The 22,765-nt window shown below is 44.4% G+C and carries 20 protein-coding genes; 6 read left to right on the forward strand and 14 right to left on the reverse strand.

Annotated features, from left to right (window positions below):
* Positions 1-267 precede the first annotated feature (267 nt).
* From ychF to rpmH, 14 genes are all read right to left on the reverse strand, one after another.
* On the reverse strand, positions 268-1,368 hold the full coding sequence (ychF, locus tag GJB59_RS14800; protein WP_142830307.1) for a redox-regulated ATPase YchF: 1,101 nt from the start codon (positions 1,366-1,368) through the stop codon (positions 268-270).
* Between the two features lie 88 nt (positions 1,369-1,456).
* A complete protein-coding gene (locus GJB59_RS14805) occupies positions 1,457-1,657 on the reverse strand; it encodes a DUF951 domain-containing protein (protein WP_142830309.1) in 201 nt (66 codons plus the stop codon).
* 17 nt (positions 1,658-1,674) lie between these two features.
* Positions 1,675-2,565, reverse strand: a complete 891-nt coding sequence (locus GJB59_RS14810) for a mechanosensitive ion channel family protein (protein ID WP_142830311.1) — start codon at positions 2,563-2,565, stop codon at positions 1,675-1,677.
* A gap of 10 nt (positions 2,566-2,575) precedes the next feature.
* Entirely contained in the window at positions 2,576-3,289 is a 714-nt protein-coding gene (locus GJB59_RS14815; protein ID WP_142830313.1) for a DUF554 domain-containing protein, read from the reverse strand.
* 151 nt (positions 3,290-3,440) lie between these two features.
* Positions 3,441-4,274, reverse strand: a complete 834-nt coding sequence (locus GJB59_RS14820; protein ID WP_142830315.1) for a ParB/RepB/Spo0J family partition protein — start codon at positions 4,272-4,274, stop codon at positions 3,441-3,443.
* Complete coding sequence (locus GJB59_RS14825) at positions 4,267-5,028, reverse strand: ParA family protein (protein WP_142830346.1); 762 nt, start codon at positions 5,026-5,028, stop codon at positions 4,267-4,269. Before GJB59_RS14825 ends, GJB59_RS14820 begins: the two co-directional genes overlap by 8 nt.
* A 156-nt stretch (positions 5,029-5,184) precedes the next feature.
* On the reverse strand, positions 5,185-6,051 hold the full coding sequence (gene noc / locus GJB59_RS14830) for a nucleoid occlusion protein (RefSeq protein WP_142830317.1): 867 nt from the start codon (positions 6,049-6,051) through the stop codon (positions 5,185-5,187).
* Positions 6,052-6,138: 87 nt separating this feature from the next.
* The gene (gene rsmG / locus GJB59_RS14835; RefSeq protein WP_142830319.1) at positions 6,139-6,852 is read right to left on the reverse strand and encodes a 16S rRNA (guanine(527)-N(7))-methyltransferase RsmG; all 714 of its coding nucleotides are present in this window, start codon (positions 6,850-6,852) and stop codon (positions 6,139-6,141) included.
* A gap of 96 nt (positions 6,853-6,948) precedes the next feature.
* Complete coding sequence (gene mnmG / locus GJB59_RS14840) at positions 6,949-8,838, reverse strand: tRNA uridine-5-carboxymethylaminomethyl(34) synthesis enzyme MnmG (protein WP_142830321.1); 1,890 nt, start codon at positions 8,836-8,838, stop codon at positions 6,949-6,951.
* A gap of 22 nt (positions 8,839-8,860) precedes the next feature.
* Complete coding sequence (gene mnmE / locus GJB59_RS14845; protein ID WP_142830323.1) at positions 8,861-10,246, reverse strand: tRNA uridine-5-carboxymethylaminomethyl(34) synthesis GTPase MnmE; 1,386 nt, start codon at positions 10,244-10,246, stop codon at positions 8,861-8,863.
* A gap of 269 nt (positions 10,247-10,515) precedes the next feature.
* A complete protein-coding gene (jag, locus tag GJB59_RS14850) occupies positions 10,516-11,247 on the reverse strand; it encodes an RNA-binding cell elongation regulator Jag/EloR (protein WP_142830325.1) in 732 nt (243 codons plus the stop codon).
* Complete coding sequence (gene yidC, locus GJB59_RS14855) at positions 11,244-12,026, reverse strand: membrane protein insertase YidC (RefSeq protein ID WP_142830328.1); 783 nt, start codon at positions 12,024-12,026, stop codon at positions 11,244-11,246. The genes jag and yidC overlap by 4 nt, the downstream gene beginning before the upstream one ends.
* A 60-nt stretch (positions 12,027-12,086) precedes the next feature.
* Positions 12,087-12,428: a ribonuclease P protein component gene (gene rnpA, locus GJB59_RS14860; protein ID WP_142830330.1), complete on the reverse strand. Its 342-nt coding sequence runs from the start codon at positions 12,426-12,428 to the stop codon at positions 12,087-12,089.
* A gap of 82 nt (positions 12,429-12,510) precedes the next feature.
* Positions 12,511-12,648, reverse strand: coding sequence for a 50S ribosomal protein L34 (rpmH, locus tag GJB59_RS14865; protein WP_006830546.1), 138 nt, complete (start codon positions 12,646-12,648; stop codon positions 12,511-12,513).
* Positions 12,649-13,139: 491 nt separating this feature from the next.
* Between rpmH and dnaA the strand changes: the two genes are divergently transcribed.
* The 6 genes from dnaA to gyrA all read left to right on the forward strand — a co-directional run bounded on the left by dnaA (position 13,140) and on the right by gyrA (position 22,000).
* Complete coding sequence (gene dnaA / locus GJB59_RS14870) at positions 13,140-14,483, forward strand: chromosomal replication initiator protein DnaA (protein ID WP_142830332.1); 1,344 nt, start codon at positions 13,140-13,142, stop codon at positions 14,481-14,483.
* 173 nt (positions 14,484-14,656) lie between these two features.
* Positions 14,657-15,793, forward strand: a complete 1,137-nt coding sequence (gene dnaN, locus GJB59_RS14875; RefSeq protein ID WP_142830334.1) for a DNA polymerase III subunit beta — start codon at positions 14,657-14,659, stop codon at positions 15,791-15,793.
* A 106-nt stretch (positions 15,794-15,899) separates the two neighbouring features.
* Positions 15,900-16,139, forward strand: a complete 240-nt coding sequence (gene yaaA, locus GJB59_RS14880; RefSeq protein ID WP_142830336.1) for a S4 domain-containing protein YaaA — start codon at positions 15,900-15,902, stop codon at positions 16,137-16,139.
* Positions 16,129-17,241: a DNA replication/repair protein RecF gene (gene recF, locus GJB59_RS14885; protein ID WP_142830338.1), complete on the forward strand. Its 1,113-nt coding sequence runs from the start codon at positions 16,129-16,131 to the stop codon at positions 17,239-17,241. Before yaaA ends, recF begins: the two co-directional genes overlap by 11 nt.
* 217 nt (positions 17,242-17,458) lie before the next feature.
* On the forward strand, positions 17,459-19,387 hold the full coding sequence (gene gyrB / locus GJB59_RS14890; protein WP_142830340.1) for a DNA topoisomerase (ATP-hydrolyzing) subunit B: 1,929 nt from the start codon (positions 17,459-17,461) through the stop codon (positions 19,385-19,387).
* 30 nt (positions 19,388-19,417) lie between these two features.
* Positions 19,418-22,000, forward strand: a complete 2,583-nt coding sequence (gene gyrA, locus GJB59_RS14895; RefSeq protein ID WP_142830342.1) for a DNA gyrase subunit A — start codon at positions 19,418-19,420, stop codon at positions 21,998-22,000.
* Positions 22,001-22,765: the final 765 nt, after the last annotated feature.

Genomic DNA, 22,765 nt, shown 5'->3' on the forward strand with positions numbered 1-22,765 from the left:
TATTCCTCCATGCAAAAACCGGATGCAACAATGCATCCGGTTATTTTTTAGTTTTGTGGTACTGCAAATCTGGCTGCGCGGCTGAAAAACGCCGCTTCGCCAGACTTTCTTACGCCTGTCGGAGCATGACGGTCGTTTCCGCTTTTAGACTTATCCAGCTGCGGCGCCTAGTCCCTCGAGTCGCTTCGACCCTGCCTGCAATGGCAAAGTACGCCATTACCTGCAAGGTCTCCAGCGCTTGTCGGGACTGGACAGGCGCCTCCGCTTTTAGACGTTAAATCTAAACAGCATTACGTCGCCGTCTTTGACGATGTATTCTTTGCCTTCTTGGCGCACTTTTCCTGCTTCTTTAGCTGATGCCATTGATCCGGCTTCGACCAGTTCTTCGTAGGCAACCGTTTCGGCACGGATAAATCCGCGTTCAAAGTCAGAGTGGATAACGCCGGCACATTGTGGTGCTTTCATGCCTTTTTTGAAAGTCCATGCACGCACTTCCTGAACGCCTGCAGTAAAGTAAGTTGCTAATCCAAGGAGGCTGTATGAAGCTTTGACCAATTGGTCCAACCCAGACTCTTTAATGCCCAGCTCTTCAAGGAACATTTCTTTTTCCTCGTCTTCAAGTTCAGCCATTTCTTCCTCGATCTTCGCACAAATCACGATCACATCCGCATTGTCCTTAGCGGCGAACTCGCGAACCTTTTGAACATATTCGTTGTTGTCGGCATCTGCGATTTCATCTTCTGAAACGTTTGCTACGTAGAGCATCGGTTTAAGTGTCAACAAGTTCAAGCCTTTGGCAATGCGCAGCTCATCTTCTGTGAAATCGATCGAACGCGCCAAATCTCCGTTTTCAAAAGCTTCACGCAGCTTCATCAAGACAGGCTCTTCTGCAACCGCGTCTTTATCTTTTTGCTTCACCAATTTCGCAGCGCGCGCAATGCGTTTTTCGATGCTTTCCATATCCGCCAAAACCAATTCCAGGTTAATGACTTCGATATCAGAAATCGGATCTACTTTACCTGTTACATGCGTAATGTTGTCATCAGCAAAGCAGCGAACCACTTGGCAGATTGCGTCAACTTCACGGATGTGGGACAAGAACTTGTTCCCAAGGCCTTCGCCTTTGCTGGCGCCTTCAACAATTCCGGCAATGTCAGTAAATTCGAAAGCCGTTGGAACGGTTTTCTTCGGATCCACTAATTCCGTCAATTTATCAAGACGCTCATCCGGAACTTCAACAATCCCGACGTTTGGATCTATTGTACAGAACGGGTAGTTTGCCGCTTCAGCGCCCGCTTTCGTAATTGCATTAAATAATGTGGATTTCCCCACGTTTGGTAATCCTACAATCCCTGCAGTTAATGCCATAGGATGCACAACCTTTCCTCTATATCAAACGAATTATTTTTTACACAACCATTTCATTATAAGAACGAAACCTGAAATTGTCCATTTTTCATTCCGCTTCGGCTTTAACCAAAACCTTTTTCATCTTTTTATTGAATTCCACGCGCGGCAGCATGACGCTGTGCTGACAGCCCTCACATTTAATCCGGACGTCAGCTCCCATGCGGATAATTTTCCAAGCATTGGCTCCACACGGATGGCCTTTTTTCATTTCAACTATATCGTTCAGCCCAAACTCCTTCATTTCCACGAGTTTGCCTCCTTCTATTAAACTTTAACGTCTTTTCCTGTTGCAGCTTCTTCAGGAGAACGCTGCATCATCACCATGCGCGGATATGGAATTTCGACCCCGCGTTGATCCAGAAAATCTTTCAAATCACGGCGCATCCCTCTGGCTACAGCAAAATGCTGCATCGGCAAGGTTTCTGCGGTGATCCGCATGACGATTTCCGTGGTTGTTAAGTTTTGGACCCCTAACAATTCTGCCGGTTTGATGATTTGTTCATAACGATCCTGCAAGCTGTCCAAAAACTCCATGATCAAGCTTTCCACACGCGTAATATCCGATTCATACGAAATATTGACATCGACCACTGCAATGGAATTGTGGATTGAAAAGTTCACAACATCCGTAATCGTGCCGTTCGGAAAAATAAATAACTCTCCGGTCCAAGCCTTTACTTTTGTCGTCCGCAATCCAATTTCTTCTACAGTTCCCTCAGCAGCACCGATCCGGACATAATCTCCTACTGAAAATTGATCTTCGAAAATAATAAAGAATCCGGTGATGACATCCCGCACCAAGTTCTGGGCACCAAAACCGATGGCCAGCCCCAGCACCCCTGCCCCGGCGATCAAGCCGGTAATATCAATTGTAAACGTTGACAGGATCGAAACACCCGCTATGAAATAAACGACATACGCCACGACATTCGATAATAGTTTCGATAAAGTTTGCTGCCGCCGTTCGTTATAGAGCATCGGACCTTTAATTCGGACCGAAAAAGTCTTGCGGATCAATACACGCAGCACTTTCACCAAAACTACCGCAGCTATTGTTATCAAGACCACTTTCAGAAAAATGACGATTAGGCCTATCCACATTGCTTCATCTGAAAGCACACTTAGAATTCGTTCTGTTATTTTTTCAACATTCACTCTTTCACCTTCACATCAAATTGAATTTATAAATAATGGTAACCACTATTCCGACAACCAATATACCCGGCAACAAGTTCGCCACTCTGATTTTCGTGACGCCCATCATATTCAAACCAATGGCCGCAATCATCACGCCGCCCGTGGCACTCATTTCCATGATGAACATATCCAGCGCTTCAGCCGGTATCGCAAGGCTGATTTGAGTTGCAAACAAAGCAATCAACCCTTGATAGACAAATACCGGAATGGCTGCAAGCAAGACTCCAAAACCCAGTGTAGAAGCCAGGACAATGGACGTAAATCCATCAATAATCCCTTTCGAAATCAATACACCGTGTTCATTGCTCAAACCGCTTTCCATGGCTCCAATAATCCCCATCGCACCAATCACAAAAATCAGCGTTGCGGTGACGAATCCTTGGGCGATGCTGCCTTTGCTTTCTTTTGCTCCCAGCATGCGTTCAATCCAATGGCCGAACGCATTCAGTTTGCCATCTATATCTGACCATTCTCCAACGACTGCACCCAGCACTAAGCTAATGATGACAATGACAAAGTTTTGGCTTTCAAATCCCATCTGCAGGCCGAGAACTACTACTGCAAGTCCAATTACATACATGACCGTTTCTTTCATCTTTTCAGGAATATTGCGAAGCGCTCTCCCAAGAATAGTTCCCATAACAATTAAAAGCGCATTTATCAACGTCCCAAAGAGAACCACTGCTTTTCTCCCCCTTACACTAGACTCTACTTACCGACTGGCTCTCTTCTCCCTCTTTTTAATAGAGAATAAACCACTGTGTTCTGACTAGCGGTGTATTTCATTTATCAAAAACAGAACCTATTCCCCTTTTCCGGGAAATAGGCACTCGTCAGCTTAGCAATTCTAAAATACGCTCTAAATCGTCTTCTGAGAAAAATTCAATTTCGATCTTGCCTTTGTTCTTGTTTTTCTTAATTTGTACATTTGTGCCAAAACGATCTCTAAGTTCAGATTGTTTTTCTTCTATAAAAATATCTTTCTTTTTCTCAATTGTTTCACGTGGAACATCCTCGTTTAACCGCTGAACCAAATTCTCCAATTGCCGCACATTGAGATTTTCTTTAACCACTTTTTCAGCTGTCTCCGGAATCAGTTTCTTGCTTCTCAATCCCAATAACGTACGGCCATGGCCCATTGAAAGTTCCTTATCAGAGATTAGTTTGCGGACGTTTTGAGGCAAAGCTAACAGGCGTACATGGTTGGCAATATGAGGACGGCTTTTCCCTAAACGGAAAGCCAGCTGTTCCTGAGTCAGATTCAGTGCTTCCATCAGTTTCTGATAAGCTTCGGCTTCTTCAATCGGCGTCAAGTCTTCCCGTTGAAGGTTTTCTAGTATAGCAAGTTCCATCATTTGCTGATCTGTCAGCTCTTTGATAATAGCTGGAACTTCTTTTAATTTGATCAATTTAGCTGCGCGGAAACGGCGTTCGCCTACGACCAATTCAAACTTTTCCCCAGCTTTTCTTACAACAATCGGCTGCAAAATCCCGTGTTCTTTAATGGATTCCGCCAATTCCTCTAATGCTGCCTGGTCAAAAATTTTCCGTGGCTGGTATGGATTTGTGCGGATTTCACCGACACTGATTTGATTCACTTTGTCCGCTTCATTAATTGTTTCGCCAGGAAACAATGCATTAATGCCTTTTCCCAATCCTTTAGCCATTATGAATCACTTCCTTCGCCAATTCTAAATACACTTCTGCGCCTCTGGATTTTGGATCATAGATAATAATTGGCTCTCCGTGGCTCGGTGCTTCACTCAATCTTACGTTTCTTGGAATGATCGTTTTATAAACTTTGTCCTGAAAATATTTTTTCACTTCTTCAATGACTTGAATTCCCAAGTTCGTCCGGGCATCCAGCATGGTTAATAGGACACCATCAATCATTAAATCATGATTTAAATGCTTTTGCACTAAGCGAATAGTACTTAATAATTGGCTTAGTCCTTCTAACGCATAGTACTCGCATTGCACAGGGATAATAATTGCATCGGAAGCTGTCAGCGAATTTAATGTCAGCAACCCTAAAGATGGCGGGCAATCAATGATTATGTAATCGTACATATCTTTGACTTCTTCCAGCGCGTTTTTCAAGCGGGCTTCTCTTGAAATGGTGGACACCAGTTCAATTTCAGCTCCGGCAAGAGAAATCGTGGCAGGAACCACGTGCAAATTCTCTACTTTTGTTTCCATGATTGTGCTTTTCACATCTACATCGTCAATTAACACTTCGTAGATGCACTGATTGACATCCCCTTTGTTTACTCCCACTCCACTAGTGGCATTTCCTTGAGGATCGATATCTATTAACAGAACTTTTTTGCCTAAATAAGCAAGGCAGGCACTTAAGTTCACTGAAGATGTTGTTTTTCCTACGCCGCCCTTTTGATTGGCGATCGCAATAGTTCTACCCACACTTGCACCAACTTTCTTTAATACTCTCTTCATTTTACTGCGGAACCCTTATTTTAGCTATTTTGTTAGGTCCTCATTTTCTTATTGTATCAAAATTTTTCAACAATACGATGACAAAGCCATTAAAAAAACTCTTTCCATACTGGAAAGAGCAAATTATGATTTCTTTTTTGGAATTTTCACCGTGATTTGATAATATTCTTCGTGCTCTTCTTCCTCCGTAGACAAATCGATGCCGCTTTGGGAAACCATATTCAATGATTCTTTGATGGTGTTCATGGCAATTCGCACATCTCTGCTGACTGCTTTTCTGCGTGCCTTCGGTTTCTGGTGTTCTGTGGAAAGCAATTTCGCCACTTTCACTTCCAGCTGCTTTACATTCAAGCTTTCTTCGACTGTTTCATCAAATAGCTTTTTCTGCATTTCCGCATCTTTCACTTGCAAAAGTGCTCTAGCATGCCGTTCAGTTAGCAGACGATTCAGCAATGCCGTTTGAATCTCCTCCGGCAATTTCAATAACCGCAGCTTATTTGCTACAGTAGACTGTCCTTTGCCAAGGCGCTGTGCCAATGCCTCCTGCGTAATTTCCTGTATCTCCAACAGATTCTGATAGGCGTGAGCCTCCTCTATTGAAGTCAATTCTTCCCGCTGAAGATTTTCGATCAAGGCAATGGACGCAGTTTCCTTGTCACTCAGGTTCCGGATAATAGCCGGCACTTCTTTCCAATCAAGTGATTTCATTGCACGGAAGCGACGTTCTCCAGCAATGATTTCATACTCCCCTTCAGTGCCGGATTTCCGGACAACAATCGGCTGGATGACTCCATGGACATGGATGGTTCTTGCCAATTCCTCAATCTTCTCTTGATCAAACACTGTTCTTGGCTGAAATTTGTTGGCGTGTATTTTGTCGAGCGGCAATTTCAAGACTTCTTCTGAAGCTTTGGGTTCTGCCGCTTCTTTCTTCGCTGTCTCATTTGCTTTATCTCCGCCTCCGAAGAAACGGGAAAAAGGACTTTTCATCCTCAAGCACCACCTTTTACTAGCTCACTTTGCTGCTGGATCTAAATCACTGATGTTCCTAGAAAGTAAAATGTTTCACGTGAAACATTAAGAAATTGGGGACTTGTTTGGAACGCCCGCTTTTCTCGGGTATTTCCTTGGTGTTTCCTTGAACTTTTTGAAAACCTGAATATAGCGCTCGCTTTCTTCTATCGGCAGGAGGAAAGAATGCACGGCATCCAATTTCACGCCGAGTTTCTGCAATGCTTTTTCTGCGTCGTCCAATTCATCTGCAGCAGATGCAGCTTTCATTGCCGCAAACACTCCGCCTTTTTTAACAAGCGGCACACATAATTCAGCCAAAACTGACAACCGGGCTACGGCACGTGCGGTTACCAAATCATAACTTTCACGGTTCGGAGACTGTCCAAAATCTTCTGCTCTTGAATGGACGAATTGAACCTTATTAAGTTCAAGCTTGCTGCTTAAATGCTCCAGAAACTGAATGCGTTTGTTCAAAGAATCCACAATCGTTACTTCGATATGGGGAAAACAAATTTTTAGTGGGATACTGGGGAATCCGGCTCCGGCTCCGACATCGCAAAGCTTTATCGGCTTTGTGAAATCCAGATAGAACGCGGCAGTGATCGAGTCATAAAAGTGCTTTAAGTAAACGGCTGGCTGCTCCGTAATCGCAGTAAGGTTCATCTTTTCATTCCATTCAACCAATTCCTTGTAGTAAACGCGAAATTGCTCTAGCTGCTGCTCGGTCAAGAGGATCCCTTTTTCACTGAGGGCATCTTTAAACTGTTGTTCATTCAAGCTGGCTTCCTCCCTCTTCTTTATAGGTTTTCTATGTAAAAGCAAATGGGCTGGTGTGAGCCAGCCCATTCTGTTGTCTAGCTTATGCCTTTAAGATCAAACTGATATTTTCGCAATCTTTCCTTGTTCAATATACACCAATAAGATGGATATGTCAGCCGGATTCACGCCGGATATGCGAGAAGCCTGTGCAATGGACAGCGGACGAACTTCTGCAAGTTTGCCGCGGGCTTCGGTCGCAATTCCCGATATTGCATGATAATCGATATTGTCTGGAATTTTTTTGTTTTCCATTTTCTTGAGCTTATCGACCTGCTGCAATGATTTTTCGATATAGCCTTCATATTTAATATGAATTTCGACTTGTTCTTTTACTTCATCTTCTAACTCCACTGTTGAAGGCGTGAGCTGTGAAATCATTTCGTAGGTCATTTCCGGGCGTTTCAACAGATCCGCTCCGCGAATGCCGTCTTTCAATTCACTGCCTCCAGCGTCCCGAATCACTTGCTGAGTAGTTTCATTGGGCTTGATCATGATGCCTCTCAAGCGCTTGATTTCTTCTTCGATGCGCTCTTTTTTCGCCAGGAATTTCACATAGCGCTCTTCCTTTACCATGCCGATTGCATAAGCCAGTTCAGTCAGACGTATGTCCGCGTTATCGTGGCGCAGCAATAAACGGTATTCCGCACGGGATGTCAGCAACCGATACGGTTCGTTGGTCCCTTTTGTCACCAAATCATCGATCAAAACACCGATATAAGCATCCGAGCGGCTCAAAATAACTTCTTCTTTGCCGAGCACTTTAGCCGCTGCATTGATTCCTGCCATCAACCCTTGGCCCGCTGCTTCTTCGTAGCCGGAAGTTCCGTTGATCTGTCCTGCAGTGTAAAGATTTTCGATCCGTTTTGACTCCAGGGTCGGCCATAATTGCGTTGGCACGATGGAATCATATTCAATGGCATATCCAGCACGCATCATTTCGGCCTTCTCAAGCCCTGGAATCGATTCTAACAGCTTCCGCTGCACATGTTCAGGCAAACTGGTTGAAAGGCCTTGCACGTAAACCTCGCGCGTATTACGGCCTTCCGGCTCCAGGAAGATCTGATGGCGCGGCTTGTCGTTGAAACGCACCACTTTGTCTTCAATCGAAGGACAATAGCGCGGTCCTGTACCTTTGATCATCCCGGAATACATCGGCGACAGGTGAAGATTGTCATCTATGACCTGGTGCGTCTGTTCGTTTGTATAAGTCAGCCAGCATGGCAGCTGATCCGTAATGTATTCAGTCGTTTCGTAGCTGAAAGCGCGCGGCACGTCATCACCGGGCTGAATTTCGGTTTTGCTGTAGTCAATGCTGTTGCTGTTGACGCGTGGAGGCGTCCCAGTTTTGAAACGAACCGTTTCAAAGCCGAGTTTCTCCAGATTTTCTGCCAATTTAATGGAAGGCTGCTGATTGTTCGGTCCGCTTGAATAGCGAAGATCTCCAATGATAATCTCACCGCGCAGGAATGTTCCTGTGGTAATAACAACGGAGTTGGCACGGTAAATGCCTCCTACTTGTGTGATCAACCCTTGGATTTTGCCATCTTCGACAACCAATTCTTCAGCAATTCCTTGATGCAAAGTTAAATTCGGCTCTTCTTCCATCAGGCGTTTCATTTCCTGCTGGTAAAGCACTTTATCGGCTTGTGCACGCAATGCGCGAACAGCCGGTCCTTTTGCGGTATTCAACATTCTCATTTGAATGTGTGTTTTATCGATAACGCGGCCCATGGCTCCGCCAAGTGCGTCAATTTCACGTACAACAATGCCTTTTGCGGGCCCGCCGATAGACGGGTTGCATGGCATAAATGCGATCATATCCAGATTCATCGTCAAAACAAGTGTTTTAGCACCCATCCGTGCCGAGGCAAGAGCAGCTTCCGCTCCTGCATGTCCGGCTCCTACAACGATGACATCGAACGTGCCTGCTTCGTATTGTGGCATGTTCGTTCATTCCCTTCGAGTTTTATTTCCCTAGGCAGAACTGAGAGAATAATTGGTTCAGGAGGCCGTCATCTGCGGTATCTCCAATAATTTCACCAAGAATCTCCCATGTTCGGGTAACGTCAATTTGAATCATATCTACGGGAACTTCCATTTCAGCTGCTTCAATGGCATCTGAGATGGTTTTGTGTGCCTGATGCAGCAATGCAATATGGCGCACATTGGATACATAGGTCATGTCCCCTGCTTCGATTTCCCCTTGGAAAAACAAGGCAGCAATGGCTTCTTCAAGCTGGTCGATGCCTTCTTCTTCTATCAGGGAAGTTGTCACCAGCAGTTTATCGCCGGCCAGTTTCTGCACTTGTTCCAAGTCGATTTTCTGCGGCAAATCGGTTTTATTGATAACGACAATATAGTCCATATCCTTGACAGTTTCAAACAGCAGCTCGTCTTCCGGAGTCAACGCTTCTGAATAGTTCAGAACGTATAGAATCAAATCGGCTTCTTTCAGCACTTTGCGTGAACGTTCAACGCCGATCCGCTCGACAATATCCTCAGTTTCCCGAATCCCTGCCGTATCGACCAAACGCAGCGGCACTCCGCGAACATTTACGTATTCTTCTATTATATCACGGGTTGTTCCCGCTATTTCTGTGACAATGGCTTTATTTTCCTGAACAAGGCTGTTCAAAAGAGAAGATTTTCCGACATTGGGACGTCCCAGAATGACGGTTGAAAGCCCTTCTCTTAAGATTTTACCTTGCGAGGACGTTTGCAGCAGTTTATCGATTTCCGAACGGACCCATTTTGATTTTTCCAGCATGATCGGACGCGTCATTTCTTCCACATCGTCATATTCCGGGTAATCAATATTCACTTCCATTTGGGCAATCGATTCCAACAGCGCCTGTCGAAGCGTGCCAATCAGCTTCGACAGCTTCCCTTCCATCTGGTTGAGTGCAACATCCATGGCACGGTCGGTCTTCGCACGAATCAGGTCCATAACTGCCTCTGCCTGTGACAAATCGATGCGGCCGTTCAAAAATGCCCGTTTGGTAAACTCCCCAGGCTCCGCAAGCCTTGCTCCAGCGCGCAATGCCAGTTCAAGCACCCGGTTGACGGAGACAATGCCGCCGTGGCAGTTGATTTCGATGACATCTTCGCGTGTGAACGTTTTAGGAGCTTTCATCAGTGACACCATAACTTCTTCTACAACTTCAGCAGTTGCCGGATCTTCAAGATGCCCGTAGTGGATCGTATGGGTAGGCTGAGCAGCCAATGCTTTCTTGCTGGCAGCCCGGAATAATTTATCTGCAATAGCTACAGCTTCCGGACCGCTCAAGCGGACAATCGCGATTGCTCCCTCTCCGCTCGGTGTCGATATGGCAGCGATTGTATCGAATTCCATGATGTTCCCTCCTCTTAAGAAAAGCGGCAGCGCCGTCCTGTGGATAAAAAACAAAGCTGCGCTGCAGCCCGAATGCCGAAATATATGTTCATAACTTTATTTTACACTCTAAAAAAGTTGTCCACATGTGGACAACCAGTAAATGCACATGGCTTTCTAACATACTACAATAGCATAAAGCAGCCGAAATCAAAAGAAGCAGTGCTCTGTTTTAATAAATTTCGTTAATTGGGCATAAAAAAAAACCCGCCATGCCGGCGGGCTTCAGCTTATCTATGCGGCTCAATGACGAGATAACGGTTGGGATCTTTTCCTTCCGAATGTGTATCAATGTCCAAACGTCTTGATAGTGCCTGGTGAATGACTTTTCGCTCGTAAGACGGCATCGGTTCAAATTGAACCCGTCCGCCGGTCCGAATTGCTTTGTCCGCCATCCGATCCGCCAATTGCTCCAGCGTCTCCTGACGGCGTTCACGGTAGTTCTCAGCGTCCAGTTGAACCATCATAAACTGGTTGGAATATTTGTTGGCAACAAGCTGCGCCAATTGCTGAAGGGAGTTCAACGTTTGTCCTCGTTTGCCGATCAGCATGGCCACTTTCTCACTTTCCAAATAAAAACTGACTTTTTTGCCTCGATGCTCATGAGTAATCGATAAATCCTCGATCTTCATCCCTTTGGCAATCGATTGGATGTAATTTTTTGTTTCTTGAATCGCCTGTTCATTGGAGACTGCAGGAACTTCTTCCTCTTCTCCCTCTTTTACAGGCGGAACTTCGGATGTTTCGTGGATTTCAACAGCTTTTTCTGCTTTTTCCGGAAGCGGAGTTTTTTCAATTACGGTAACTTCAACTTCTGCTTTTTTGGCACCGAAACCGAAAAACCCTTTTTTCTCTTCCTGAATGACTTCTATCTTAACTTCTTCACGTGTAACTTGGAGTTTTTCTAATGCTTCAGATATCGCGCTTTCAACAGTTGGACCCGTTTGCGTAATCTGTTTCACTTTTTAACCCCTCCTGCTTTCGTTTTAACAGGCTGCTGTACTGCTGCGGTTTTCTCCCACGGACGGTAAATGAACAAGTTTTGGATAAGCGAAATGATATTTCCGATAACCCAGTAAAGCGTCAATGCAGAAGGCAAAACAATACCGAATCCGATGATCATTACCGGCATGAAATACATCATGATCTTCATTTGCGGATTGTCCATTGATGGTCCAGTCCGCAAAACGATAAATTGCATCAAACCAGCGATAATGGCTAAAATGATGCTTGGTTCTGCCAGCGGAAAAATCAGAAATGCGCCCAAATCGATTTCAGGCGTGCTGTTCATGCGGCTAATGGCATGATAAAAACCAATTAAGACCGGCATTTGAATCAATACAGGCAAACAACCTGCCATCGGATTGACGCCTTTTTCCTGGAACAGCGCCATCATTTCTTTTTGGTATTTCTGTTGTGTGACAGCATCTTTAGACTTGTACTTTTCTTTCAATTTCACAAGTTCAGGCTGTACTTCCTGCATACGTTTTGAGCTTTTCGTTTGTTTGATCATCAATGGCAGCATTACCAACCGGATGATAACCGTAACTGCGATAATCCCGAAACCGTAAGTTCCCAGTAAATCCTTAAAGAACACAATGGCTGACACCAATGGCCAAACGATAAATTCATTCCAAAATCCTTCACTCTGGTCACTGATCGGCTGATCAAACTCTGTACAGCCGGAAAGCAGCAACGTTACTGCAATCAGTGAAATAAGCAAAACTAATTTCTTATTCACCATTTTTCCCCCAAACTAATTTTCAATTACTTCTATAATACATCTATTCTGCGTGGTCTTCTACTTCCTTGGCAATGCACGTGCAATCTTCAATACATGTTCGAGACTTTTTTTGCTTTCGTGAAAATCCAATGTGGCCGCCTGTGGTCGGGCGATGATAATGTAATCTGCATTCGGCAATAAATCGTCTTTCAATTCCAAGAAAGTCTGCCGGATATAGCGTTTGATGCGGTTGCGTGCGACTGCATTCCCTACTTTTTTGCTGACGGACAATCCCAGGCGAAATTCAGTTTGTTCATCCTTTAATACATAAACGATAAACTGCCGATTCGCAAAAGATTTTCCTTTTTTAAAGATATGCTGAAATTCTTTGTTCTTCTTGATCCGTTGGTGCTTGTTCATTCTTTCACCTGCTTATTGTGATGCTTTCCCGCCAAAATTAGGGCAGAAAAGAAAAAAAAGACCACTGATGCGGTCAGTGGACTTAAGCTGATAATACTTTTCTTCCTTTACGACGGCGTGCAGCTATTACTCTGCGTCCGTTTTTTGTGCTCATACGTGCTCTGAAGCCGTGTACTTTGCTGTGCTTGCGTGTATTTGGTTGGTATGTGCGCAATGTCATATGTGACACCTCCTATAATAAGAGTTAACTATTTTTACTAAAGACAGTCTCGACTATTATAAAGGCGCACGGGTGCAAATGTCAATGTCTTATTGTAAAAGGCTACTACATCTCTTTTCTCCGCCTCTTTCAAGTTATACACAGATCGAAACTTTATCCCTTGATGTCCTGTGCACTATTTTTTTCTCCAAAATAATTATCCACATGCCTTATCTACAGTTTTTTAACATACAAAGCCCTTGTGGATAGTTCTTGTGTGAGCAAAAAAAGTTATGTGGATAACTTAAAGAACTTCTTGTATTGTCTCATCTTTTTTGGTAACATTAACTTGTTTTCACTTGTTAATAGTTTTCACCCTAAATAAGTTATCCACAAATTGTGGGTAAGGTGTGGATAGTTATTCACCACCTTGTTTGCAAATGTTATCCACAAGCTGTGGTTTTGTGTATGATATACTTTAAAATATAGTTACATATAAAGGAGACGAGCTATTGGAACACTTAGACGAACTTTGGTCGAGTGTCTTAGCCCAAGTTGAAACTAAAATCTCCAAACCAAGTTTTGAAACGTGGTTAAAATCGACAAAACTTTTATCCTACCAGGATGATACCGTCACTATTTCAGCGCCGAATTCCTTTGCACGTGATTGGTTGGAAAACCATTACGTACACTTGATTACCGGAATTTTATCGGATTCCACCGGTGATGATATGATGATCAAATTTGTTGTGCCCAAAGATCAGGATATGGATGATTTTCAACTCCCTGCGCCTCGTGTTAAACCGGGACAAGACCAGCAGCAAGAGTTTTTGCCTGGCATGCTGAATCCTAAATACACTTTCGATACGTTTGTAATTGGTTCAGGCAACCGCTTCGCCCATGCCGCCTCTTTGGCCGTGGCCGAAGCGCCAGCAAAAGCTTATAACCCGCTGTTTATCTATGGGGGAGTAGGACTTGGCAAGACACATTTAATGCATGCAATCGGACATTATGTCCTGGAACACAATCCGAACGCCAAAGTGGTTTACTTATCTTCGGAGAAATTTACAAATGAATTTATCAATTCGATCCGCGACAATAAAACTGGCGAATTCCGTGATAAATACAGGGGTGTCGACATTCTCCTCATTGATGATATCCAGTTTTTAGCAGGCAAAGAGCAGACACAGGAAGAATTTTTCCATACATTCAACACCTTGCACGAAGAGTCCAAACAGATCATCATTTCGAGTGACCGGCCTCCAAAAGAGATCCCGACACTGGAAGATCGCCTCCGCTCCCGCTTTGAATGGGGCTTGATCACGGATATTACACCTCCTGATTTGGAAACCCGGATTGCTATTTTGCGCAAGAAAGCAAAAGCGGATGGATTGGACATTCCAAACGACGTCATGACCTATATCGCCAATTCCATCGATTCGAATATCCGCGAACTTGAAGGGGCGCTAATCCGTGTTGTGGCTTATTCCTCTTTGATCAACCGCGATATGAGTGCGGAACTGGCTGCAGAAGCTTTAAAAGACATTATGCCGAACTCAAAGCCGAAGGTTATCACGATTTTAGATATCCAAAATGCAGTCGGCGAGCAGTTTAACGTCAAACTGGAAGATTTTAAAACCAAACGCCGGACAAAGGATATTGCCTATCCACGCCAGGTCGCGATGTACCTGTCCCGTGAAATGACCGATTTCTCTTTGCCCAAAATCGGCGAGGAATTTGGCGGGCGCGATCACACAACCGTTATTCACGCACATGACAAAATTTCTAAAATGCTAAAAGACAATCAGCAGCTTCAGCAAGACGTCAAAGACATCAAAAGTGCGCTTGGCAAGTAAAAAAGGCTGTGGATAACCCAATAAATAAGCAAGCAGTTTATGCACAGACTGTCTACATGTGGATAAGCTGCTTTTATTGACTCTATGGGGCTTATCCACATATTCACAGCCCCTACTACTACTATTACTTTAAAAGCCTTTAAATAAAATATATATATAAGCGAGGTTCGAGAATGAAATTCGAGATAAAACGTGAGCGATTAGTTGAAGGATTAAACGATGTAATGAAAGCGGTAAGTTCAAAAACCACGATTCCGATCTTAACGGGAATAAAAATGGATGTTTCTTCAGATGGAATGAGATTGACAGGCAGTGATTCAGATATCACGATCCAAACATTTATCCCAGCAGAAGAAGATGGGGAACAGATTATCCAAGTAACAGATGGAGGAAGCATTGTTCTCCAAGCCAAAGTTTTTGGGGAGATCATTCGCAAATTGCCGACAAATGAAGTGGAAATTGAAATCACAGGAAATTTCCAGACACATATCCGTTCTGGGAAATCTGAATTCCACTTGATCGGACTGGATGCAATGGATTATCCACAATTGCCTGATATCCAAGATGATCGTTTGTTTACGATTCCAGCGGATCTGCTTAAGACCATTAACCGTGAAACGGTCTTTGCTGTATCAAGTTCTGAAACGCGCCCTGTATTGACAGGCGTCCATTGGGAAGTAAAAGATGGAGAACTTGTTTGTGTAGCAACCGACAGCCATCGTTTGGCACGCCGTAAAACCAAACTGGAAACTTTGCCGGAAGGGGAATACAGCGTCGTAATTCCTGGTAAAAGCTTGACCGAATTAAACAAAATTCTGGATGATACTTCTGAAGCCGTCGAAATCGTCATGACCAACCAACAGGTTTTATTCAAATCCAAGCACATTCTTTTCTTCTCACGTCTATTGGAAGGGAACTATCCGGATACGACCCGTTTAATCCCGGCAGAATACAAGACTACCGTCACCGTAAACGGCCGTTCGCTCCTGCAGGCGATTGACCGGGCATCTTTGCTCGCAAGAGAAGAACGCAATAACGTTGTCCGCTTCTCCGCAAGTGCAGGAAACGAAGTGGAAGTTTCTTCTAACTCGCCTGAAGTAGGAAAAGTAGAAGAGCAGCTTCAAGCCCAAAGCATCGAAGGAGAAGAACTGAAAATCTCTTTCAGTGCTAAATTTATGATGGATGCTCTAAAAGCGATCGACGGACAAGATGTCGTCATTCAGTTTACTGGAGCGATGCGTCCATTCATTTTGAAATCGGCATTGGACGACTCGATTTTGCAGCTGATTCTTCCTGTCCGAACATATTAAATTTAAAACACACCCTCAGGATAGCCATCTAGGCTATCCTTTTTACTTTTTAGCTAAAATAGGGTAAAATAGAGGGATAGACTATGAATCGAAGGATGAGTGCATTTTGAGAGAAATCGGGATTGAGACTGAATATATAACACTTGGGCAATTGTTAAAAATGACGGATACAATAAGTTCAGGCGGAATGGCCAAATGGTTTTTGGGAGAACATGAAGTTTTTGTAAATGGTGAAGCTGAAAACCGCAGAGGCCGGAAGCTGCGTGCAAATGATCTCGTCAATATTCCAGAGTTTGGAGATTTTCGTATCGTGACCGCTGAAGGCATGAGCTTCGATGCGGATTGACCGCCTTGAGCTTGTCAATTACAGGAACTATGAATCGCTAGAACTGGAATTTTCTCCAGAGATCAACGTCTTTATAGGAGAAAATGCACAAGGTAAGACCAATATCATGGAATCACTGTATGTTTTATCCATGGCAAAATCCCACCGTACTTCCAATGACAAGGAATTGGTACGCTGGGATGCGGAATATGGTAAAATTAAAGCTGATGTTTTCCGTAAATACGGCAAACTTCCGCTTGAGATTACCTTGTCAAAAAAAGGGAAAAAAGCGAAAGTCAATCATTTGGAACAGCGCAGGCTGAGCGATTACGTGGGCCAATTGAATGTTGTGATGTTTGCGCCTGAAGATTTGCACCTTGTCAAAGGAAGTCCTCAAGTACGAAGACGTTTTATTGACATGGAAATTGGACAAATCTCTCCAGTATATTTGCATGATTTAGTGACTTACCAAAAATTGCTTAAACAAAGAAATCACATATTGAAGCAACATTATGGGAAACAAACAATCAATGACGTCATGTTTGATGTTTATACAGAACAATTTATCGAGTCGGCTGTCAAAATCATCCGCAAGCGCTATCAGTTTATGGAGCTTTTGCAGAAATGGGCAGAACCGATCCATCACGGCATTTCCCGGGGGCTGGAACAACTTCAAATCCGCTATCAACCGATCAGCGGTTTAAAGCCTGAATGGACGCCTGCAGAAATGGCGTCCTTTTTAGAGCAGAAACTGGCAGAAGTCCGCAAACGGGAAATTGAACGCGGAGTAACGCTTGTTGGCCCTCACCGCGATGAACTTCAGTTTTTTGTTAATGGCTATGATGTCCAGACTTATGGGTCGCAAGGGCAGCAGCGGACTACGGCTTTGTCTTTAAAATTAGCTGAAATCGAGCTGATCAAGCAGGAAGTTGGAGAAGCGCCCGTCCTGTTGCTTGATGATGTGCTTTCTGAATTGGATGACTACAGACAATCCCATTTATTGAATACGATTAAAGGATCTGTCCAAACCTTTGTCACAACGACAAGTGTCGAAGGCATCCAGCATGAAACAATCCAAAGTGCCCGTCTTTTTGAAGTTTCCAACGGAACAGTCAATGTATAAATATATGCCTATCCAGATTAGAGCAGCCGACCTTCCGAATAGCGGAAATTAGTGCCGTCATCCCATACAAGAATAAGATGCCGGCTGCTTTTGTGCGGCTGCTTGCAAGCAAAAATTGCATTTATAATTCTCTTTACCGGAAACTGGCGATTACGAAAAATATAGATCGATGAACATGCGGCATGAAGAAATGCGTAAGAAAGAGCAGGTGAATGGAATGGCTATGGAAGAAAAAGGTTTACAGGAATCATATGAAGCGAGTCAGATTCAAGTATTGGAAGGATTGGAAGCTGTTCGGAAAAGACCGGGGATGTATATTGGATCTACCGGTTCAAGAGGGCTTCACCATTTAGTGTGGGAAATCGTCGATAACAGCATAGACGAAGCTTTGGCCGGTCATTGTACGGAAATCAAAGTTTCGATTGAACCGGACAACTGGATCCGCGTAGAAGATAACGGCCGTGGAATTCCCGTTGGCATGCAGGAAAAAATGGGGCGCCCGGCAGTTGAAGTTATCATGACAGTGCTGCACGCCGGAGGTAAATTTGGCGGCGGCGGCTATAAAGTATCGGGCGGCCTTCACGGAGTAGGTGCTTCTGTCGTAAATGCTTTGTCTGAAACGACGGAAGTTTACGTTAACCGTGATGAAAAAAGACATTACATTAAATTTGAACGCGGTGCAGTAACCGAAGATTTGCATGTCATCGGCGACTCGGATCATACAGGCACGACGATCCGTTTTAAAGCGGATGCGGAAATTTTCAAGGAAACCACTGTTTATGAATTTGATATTTTAGATCATCGCCTGCGCGAACTTGCTTATTTGAACCGCGGCTTAAAAATTGTCGTAAAAGATGAGCGCGAAGGGGAAGAAAAAGAAAAAGTCTATCATTTCGAAGGCGGCATCAAGTCGTACGTTGAGCACTTGAACAAAACAAAAGATCCGCTGCACGAAGAAGCCATTTTCGTTGAAGCTGAAAAAGAAGGCATTACCGTGGAAGTTGCAATGCAATACAATGCCGGCTATGCAGCCAATATTTTCTCTTTTGCCAATAATATCAATACCCATGAAGGCGGAACGCATGAATCCGGCTTTAAAACTGCTCTCACGCGTGTAGTTAATGACTATGGCCGCAAAAACGGCATGCTGAAAGAGCAGGACCTGAATTTGACTGGTGACGATGTGCGCGAAGGATTAACTGCAATCATTTCCATTAAGCATCCGGATCCACAGTTTGAAGGCCAGACAAAAACCAAGTTGGGCAATACGGAAGTCAGCACCATCGTCAATAATTTATTCTCTGGCGGATTTGAGCGGTTCTTATTGGAGAATCCATCCGTTTCGCGAAAAATCATTGAAAAAGGAATCATGGCTTCCCATGCACGGATGGCTGCTAAAAAAGCCCGTGAATTTACGCGCCGCAAATCTGTGCTAGAAGTTTCAAGTCTGCCGGGTAAATTGGCCGACTGTTCATCACGCGATCCTAAAATCAGTGAAATTTACATTGTTGAGGGTGACTCGGCTGGCGGCTCTGCAAAATCTGGCCGTGACCGCCATTTCCAGGCTATTTTGCCGCTTCGCGGGAAAATCTTGAACGTGGAAAAAGCCCGTCTTGACCGTATTCTTACCAATGCTGAAATCCGCAACATCATTACAGCGCTGGGTACAGGAATCGGCGAAGAATTCAATTTGGCAAAAGCACGCTACCATAAAGTCGTCATCATGACTGATGCTGATGTCGATGGAGCGCACATTCGCACCTTGCTTCTGACGTTCTTGTTCCGTTACATGCGCCCGTTGCTTGAAGCTGGCTATATTTATATTGCGCAGCCACCACTGTTCCAGATCAAACAAGGCAAGCACGTGGATTATGTGTATACAGATCAGCAATTAAAAGAAGCACTTGAAAAATTATCTCCAACACCAAAGCCGAATATTCAGCGGTATAAAGGGCTAGGAGAAATGAACGCAACACAGCTATGGGACACGACAATGGATCCGGATGTCCGGACTTTGCTGCAAGTCACGTTAAACGATGCAATGGTAGCGGACGAAACATTCCACATCTTAATGGGAGACGACGTTGAACCGCGCCGTAACTTTATCGAAGAAAATGCAAAATACGTTAAAAACCTGGACGTTTAAGTGATGTAGAGTTGAGAGGAGGCTGCGGGTATGGCTGAACGGCCTAGCAGTGGTGTTGAAGAAATAAACATAAGTACGGAAATGCGAACTTCTTTTTTGGATTATGCAATGAGCGTAATCGTATCCCGTGCCTTGCCGGATGTGCGTGACGGGTTAAAACCGGTTCATCGCCGCATTCTTTATGCAATGTACGATTTGGGGATTACCTCAGACAAAGCTTATAAAAAATCAGCGCGTATCGTTGGAGACGTTATTGGTAAATACCATCCTCACGGTGACACAGCTGTTTATGAAACCATGGTCCGCATGGCACAAGATTTCAGCTACCGCTATATGCTGGTGGACGGACACGGAAATTTCGGGTCTGTTGACGGAGATTCGGCTGCAGCGATGCGTTACACTGAATCTAAAATGTCGAAGATCTCCATGGAGTTGCTGCGCGACTTAAATAAAAATACAATTGACTATAGAGATAACTATGATGGCCAGGAAAAAGAGCCGATTGTTTTGCCGAGCCGTTTCCCAAACTTGCTAGTAAACGGGACTTCCGGTATTGCAGTTGGTATGGCGACCAATATTCCACCGCATCATTTGGGCGAAACCATTGATGCTGTGCTGGCATTGGCTGATAACCCAGCCATCACGACTGAAGAATTGATGGAATTCATTCCGGGCCCTGATTTTCCGACGGGCGGCATTATTCTTGGACGCAGCGGCATTCGCCGTGCTTATGAAACTGGGAAAGGCTCTGTTTTGATCCGTTCGGTTGTTGACATCGAGACAAAAGCCAATGGCAAGGAAGTCATCATCGTCAACGAAATTCCATACCAGGTAAACAAAGCACGATTGATTGAGAAGATTGCTGAGCTGGTTCGCGATAAGCGGATTGACGGTATTACCGATCTGCGGGATGAATCTGACCGCAACGGCATGCGCATCGTCATCGAAGTTCGCAGAGATGCCAGTGCAAGTGTCTTATTGAATAATTTATATAAACAAACAGCTATGCAAACGAGTTTCGGCATCAATATGCTGGCGCTGGTAGACGGCCATCCAAAAGTTCTGGGCTTGAAAGAAATTCTTTTCCATTACTTGGAGCATCAAAAAGTGGTGATTCGCCGTCGTACCCAATTCGAGTTAACCAAAGCAGAAGACCGTGCCCATATTTTGGAAGGTCTCCGTATTGCATTGGATCATATCGATGCCATCATTGCCCTGATCCGTGGTTCACAGACTGCCGAACAGGCCCGCAATGGACTGATGACGGATTTCAATTTAACTGAACGCCAATCGCAAGCGATTTTAGACATGCGTTTGCAGCGTTTAACTGGCCTGGAACGCGATAAAATCGAGGAAGAGTATTTAGGCCTGGTAAAATTGATTGAAGAACTTCGGGATATTCTAGCGAATGAACACCGCATTCTTGAAATCATTCAGGAAGAGATGCTTGAAATCAAAGAGCGCTTCAGCGATAAACGCAGAACGGAAATTACGACCGGCGGAGCGGAAATGTTCGAAGACGAAGATTTGATTCCAGTGGAAGCTTCAGTTTTAACGCTGACGCACAACGGGTATATCAAACGTTTGCCGGCGAATACGTACCGCAGCCAAAAACGCGGCGGACGCGGAGTGCAGGGCATGGGCACAAATGAAGATGACTTCGTAGAACATTTGCTGTACACGTCCACTCACGACACCATTTTGTTCTTCACGAACAAAGGGAAAGTGTACCGCAAAAAAGGCTATCAGATTCCTGAATACGGCCGCACTGCCAAAGGCTTGCCGCTGGTCAACCTATTGGAGATCAGCAAGGAAGAGAAAGTTACAGCCGTGATACGCGTCAACGAATTCAAAGAAGATGCGTTCTTCTTCTTTACGACACGCGAAGGTATCAGTAAACGGACCCCTGTCACGAATTACGCCAACATTCGCCAAAACGGTTTGATTGCTATCAGCCTCCGTGAAGAAGACGAACTGATTTCAGTGAAGCTGACAGACGGTACTAAGGAAATGGTCATCGGCACAAAAAATGGTGCGTTGATCCGATTCCCTGAAACAGACATTCGCAGCATGGGCCGCACAGCGAGCGGAGTCCGGGGCATCCGTCTTCGTGAAGGAGATGCAGTGGTCGGCATGGAGATTTTGGACCCTAACGACAATGTATTGGTCATCACGGAAAAAGGATACGGCAAACAGACAAAAGAAGCTGAGTACCGTGTCCAATCAAGAGGCGGCATGGGAATCAAGACTTGCCAGATCACCGATAAAAATGGACCGCTTGTTGCAGTGCGAACTGTTAACGGAACCGAAGACATCATGCTGATCACCGTCAACGGAATTCTGATCCGCATGGACGTCAACGATATTTCAACAACAGGCAGAAGCACACAAGGCGTTCGGTTAATTCGTCTTGGTGACGATGAGATTGTCGCTACTGTGGCGAAAGTCAAAAAAGATATTGAGATTCCTGAAGATCTGGAAGAGATTGAAGAGGATATCGAAAAAACATTGATCGAAGAAAGTGCTGAAGCAGATGTCTATGAAGAAGAAGATGTTGTTGCTGACGAAAAGATTGATGATATAGAAGAAACACCAGAAGAAGACGAAGAATAAAAAAAGTTTCCAGCCCGCTGATCCCATTCAGCGGGTTTTTTCATGTAAAAAAATTATGCAGCGAGTTGGAAGAGAGCCGTCCGGTCCAAAAACTCCTATAGTCTATCCAAACGTTTTTGGTTCACAGTGCTGCCGCGGCCATCAATGATCTGCTCAGTGGCTGTAGATTTGTAAAACTCTGCTGCGATATTTTCTTTGCGCGGCCTCAATGCGGAAATTTTCAAAGCAGACGACTGTCACAACCCTTGGGCAGAGCAAAAGCTTTTTCGAACGAAGAGTATTATCTTACAGTGGAGTTCTTTGATGGGCTGGGGCAAAGACAGCGCCAAAGAATTAAGTGTCAGGCTCTGTAGTTGTCTGGAACGAGAGCAAAGAACAGTGAACGTTGGCCCGTGCCTTTAACTTTATTGTCTTCACTTATTAATGAACCACTTGCTCTGCTATTTTGAACCCGATCCTGCTAGAACTTTATTAGCATTCTGAATGGAGGCAGGAGCGAGCTGTTTGGTTATTGGAAAAGGCTCAAACACATCAGGCTTTTAATTTATACTTTTGGTTGCTTTGAAAAGATTCGAGAGCTGAAATGTGATGGTGATTTTATTCATATAAAATTGCAGTAGCCTCATTTTAAAAAAGAGTTCTAGATAAAACCAAAGTTTTTTGCATAAACTGTTGACTCCCGTATATCAGCATGGTATATTAATCAAGTCGCCAATGAGCGCGGCGAACAAATTGAACCTTGAAAACTGAACAGCAAAACGTCAA

This window comes from Planococcus soli (assembly GCF_016881065.1).
Classification (GTDB): domain Bacteria; phylum Bacillota; class Bacilli; order Bacillales_A; family Planococcaceae; genus Planococcus; species Planococcus soli.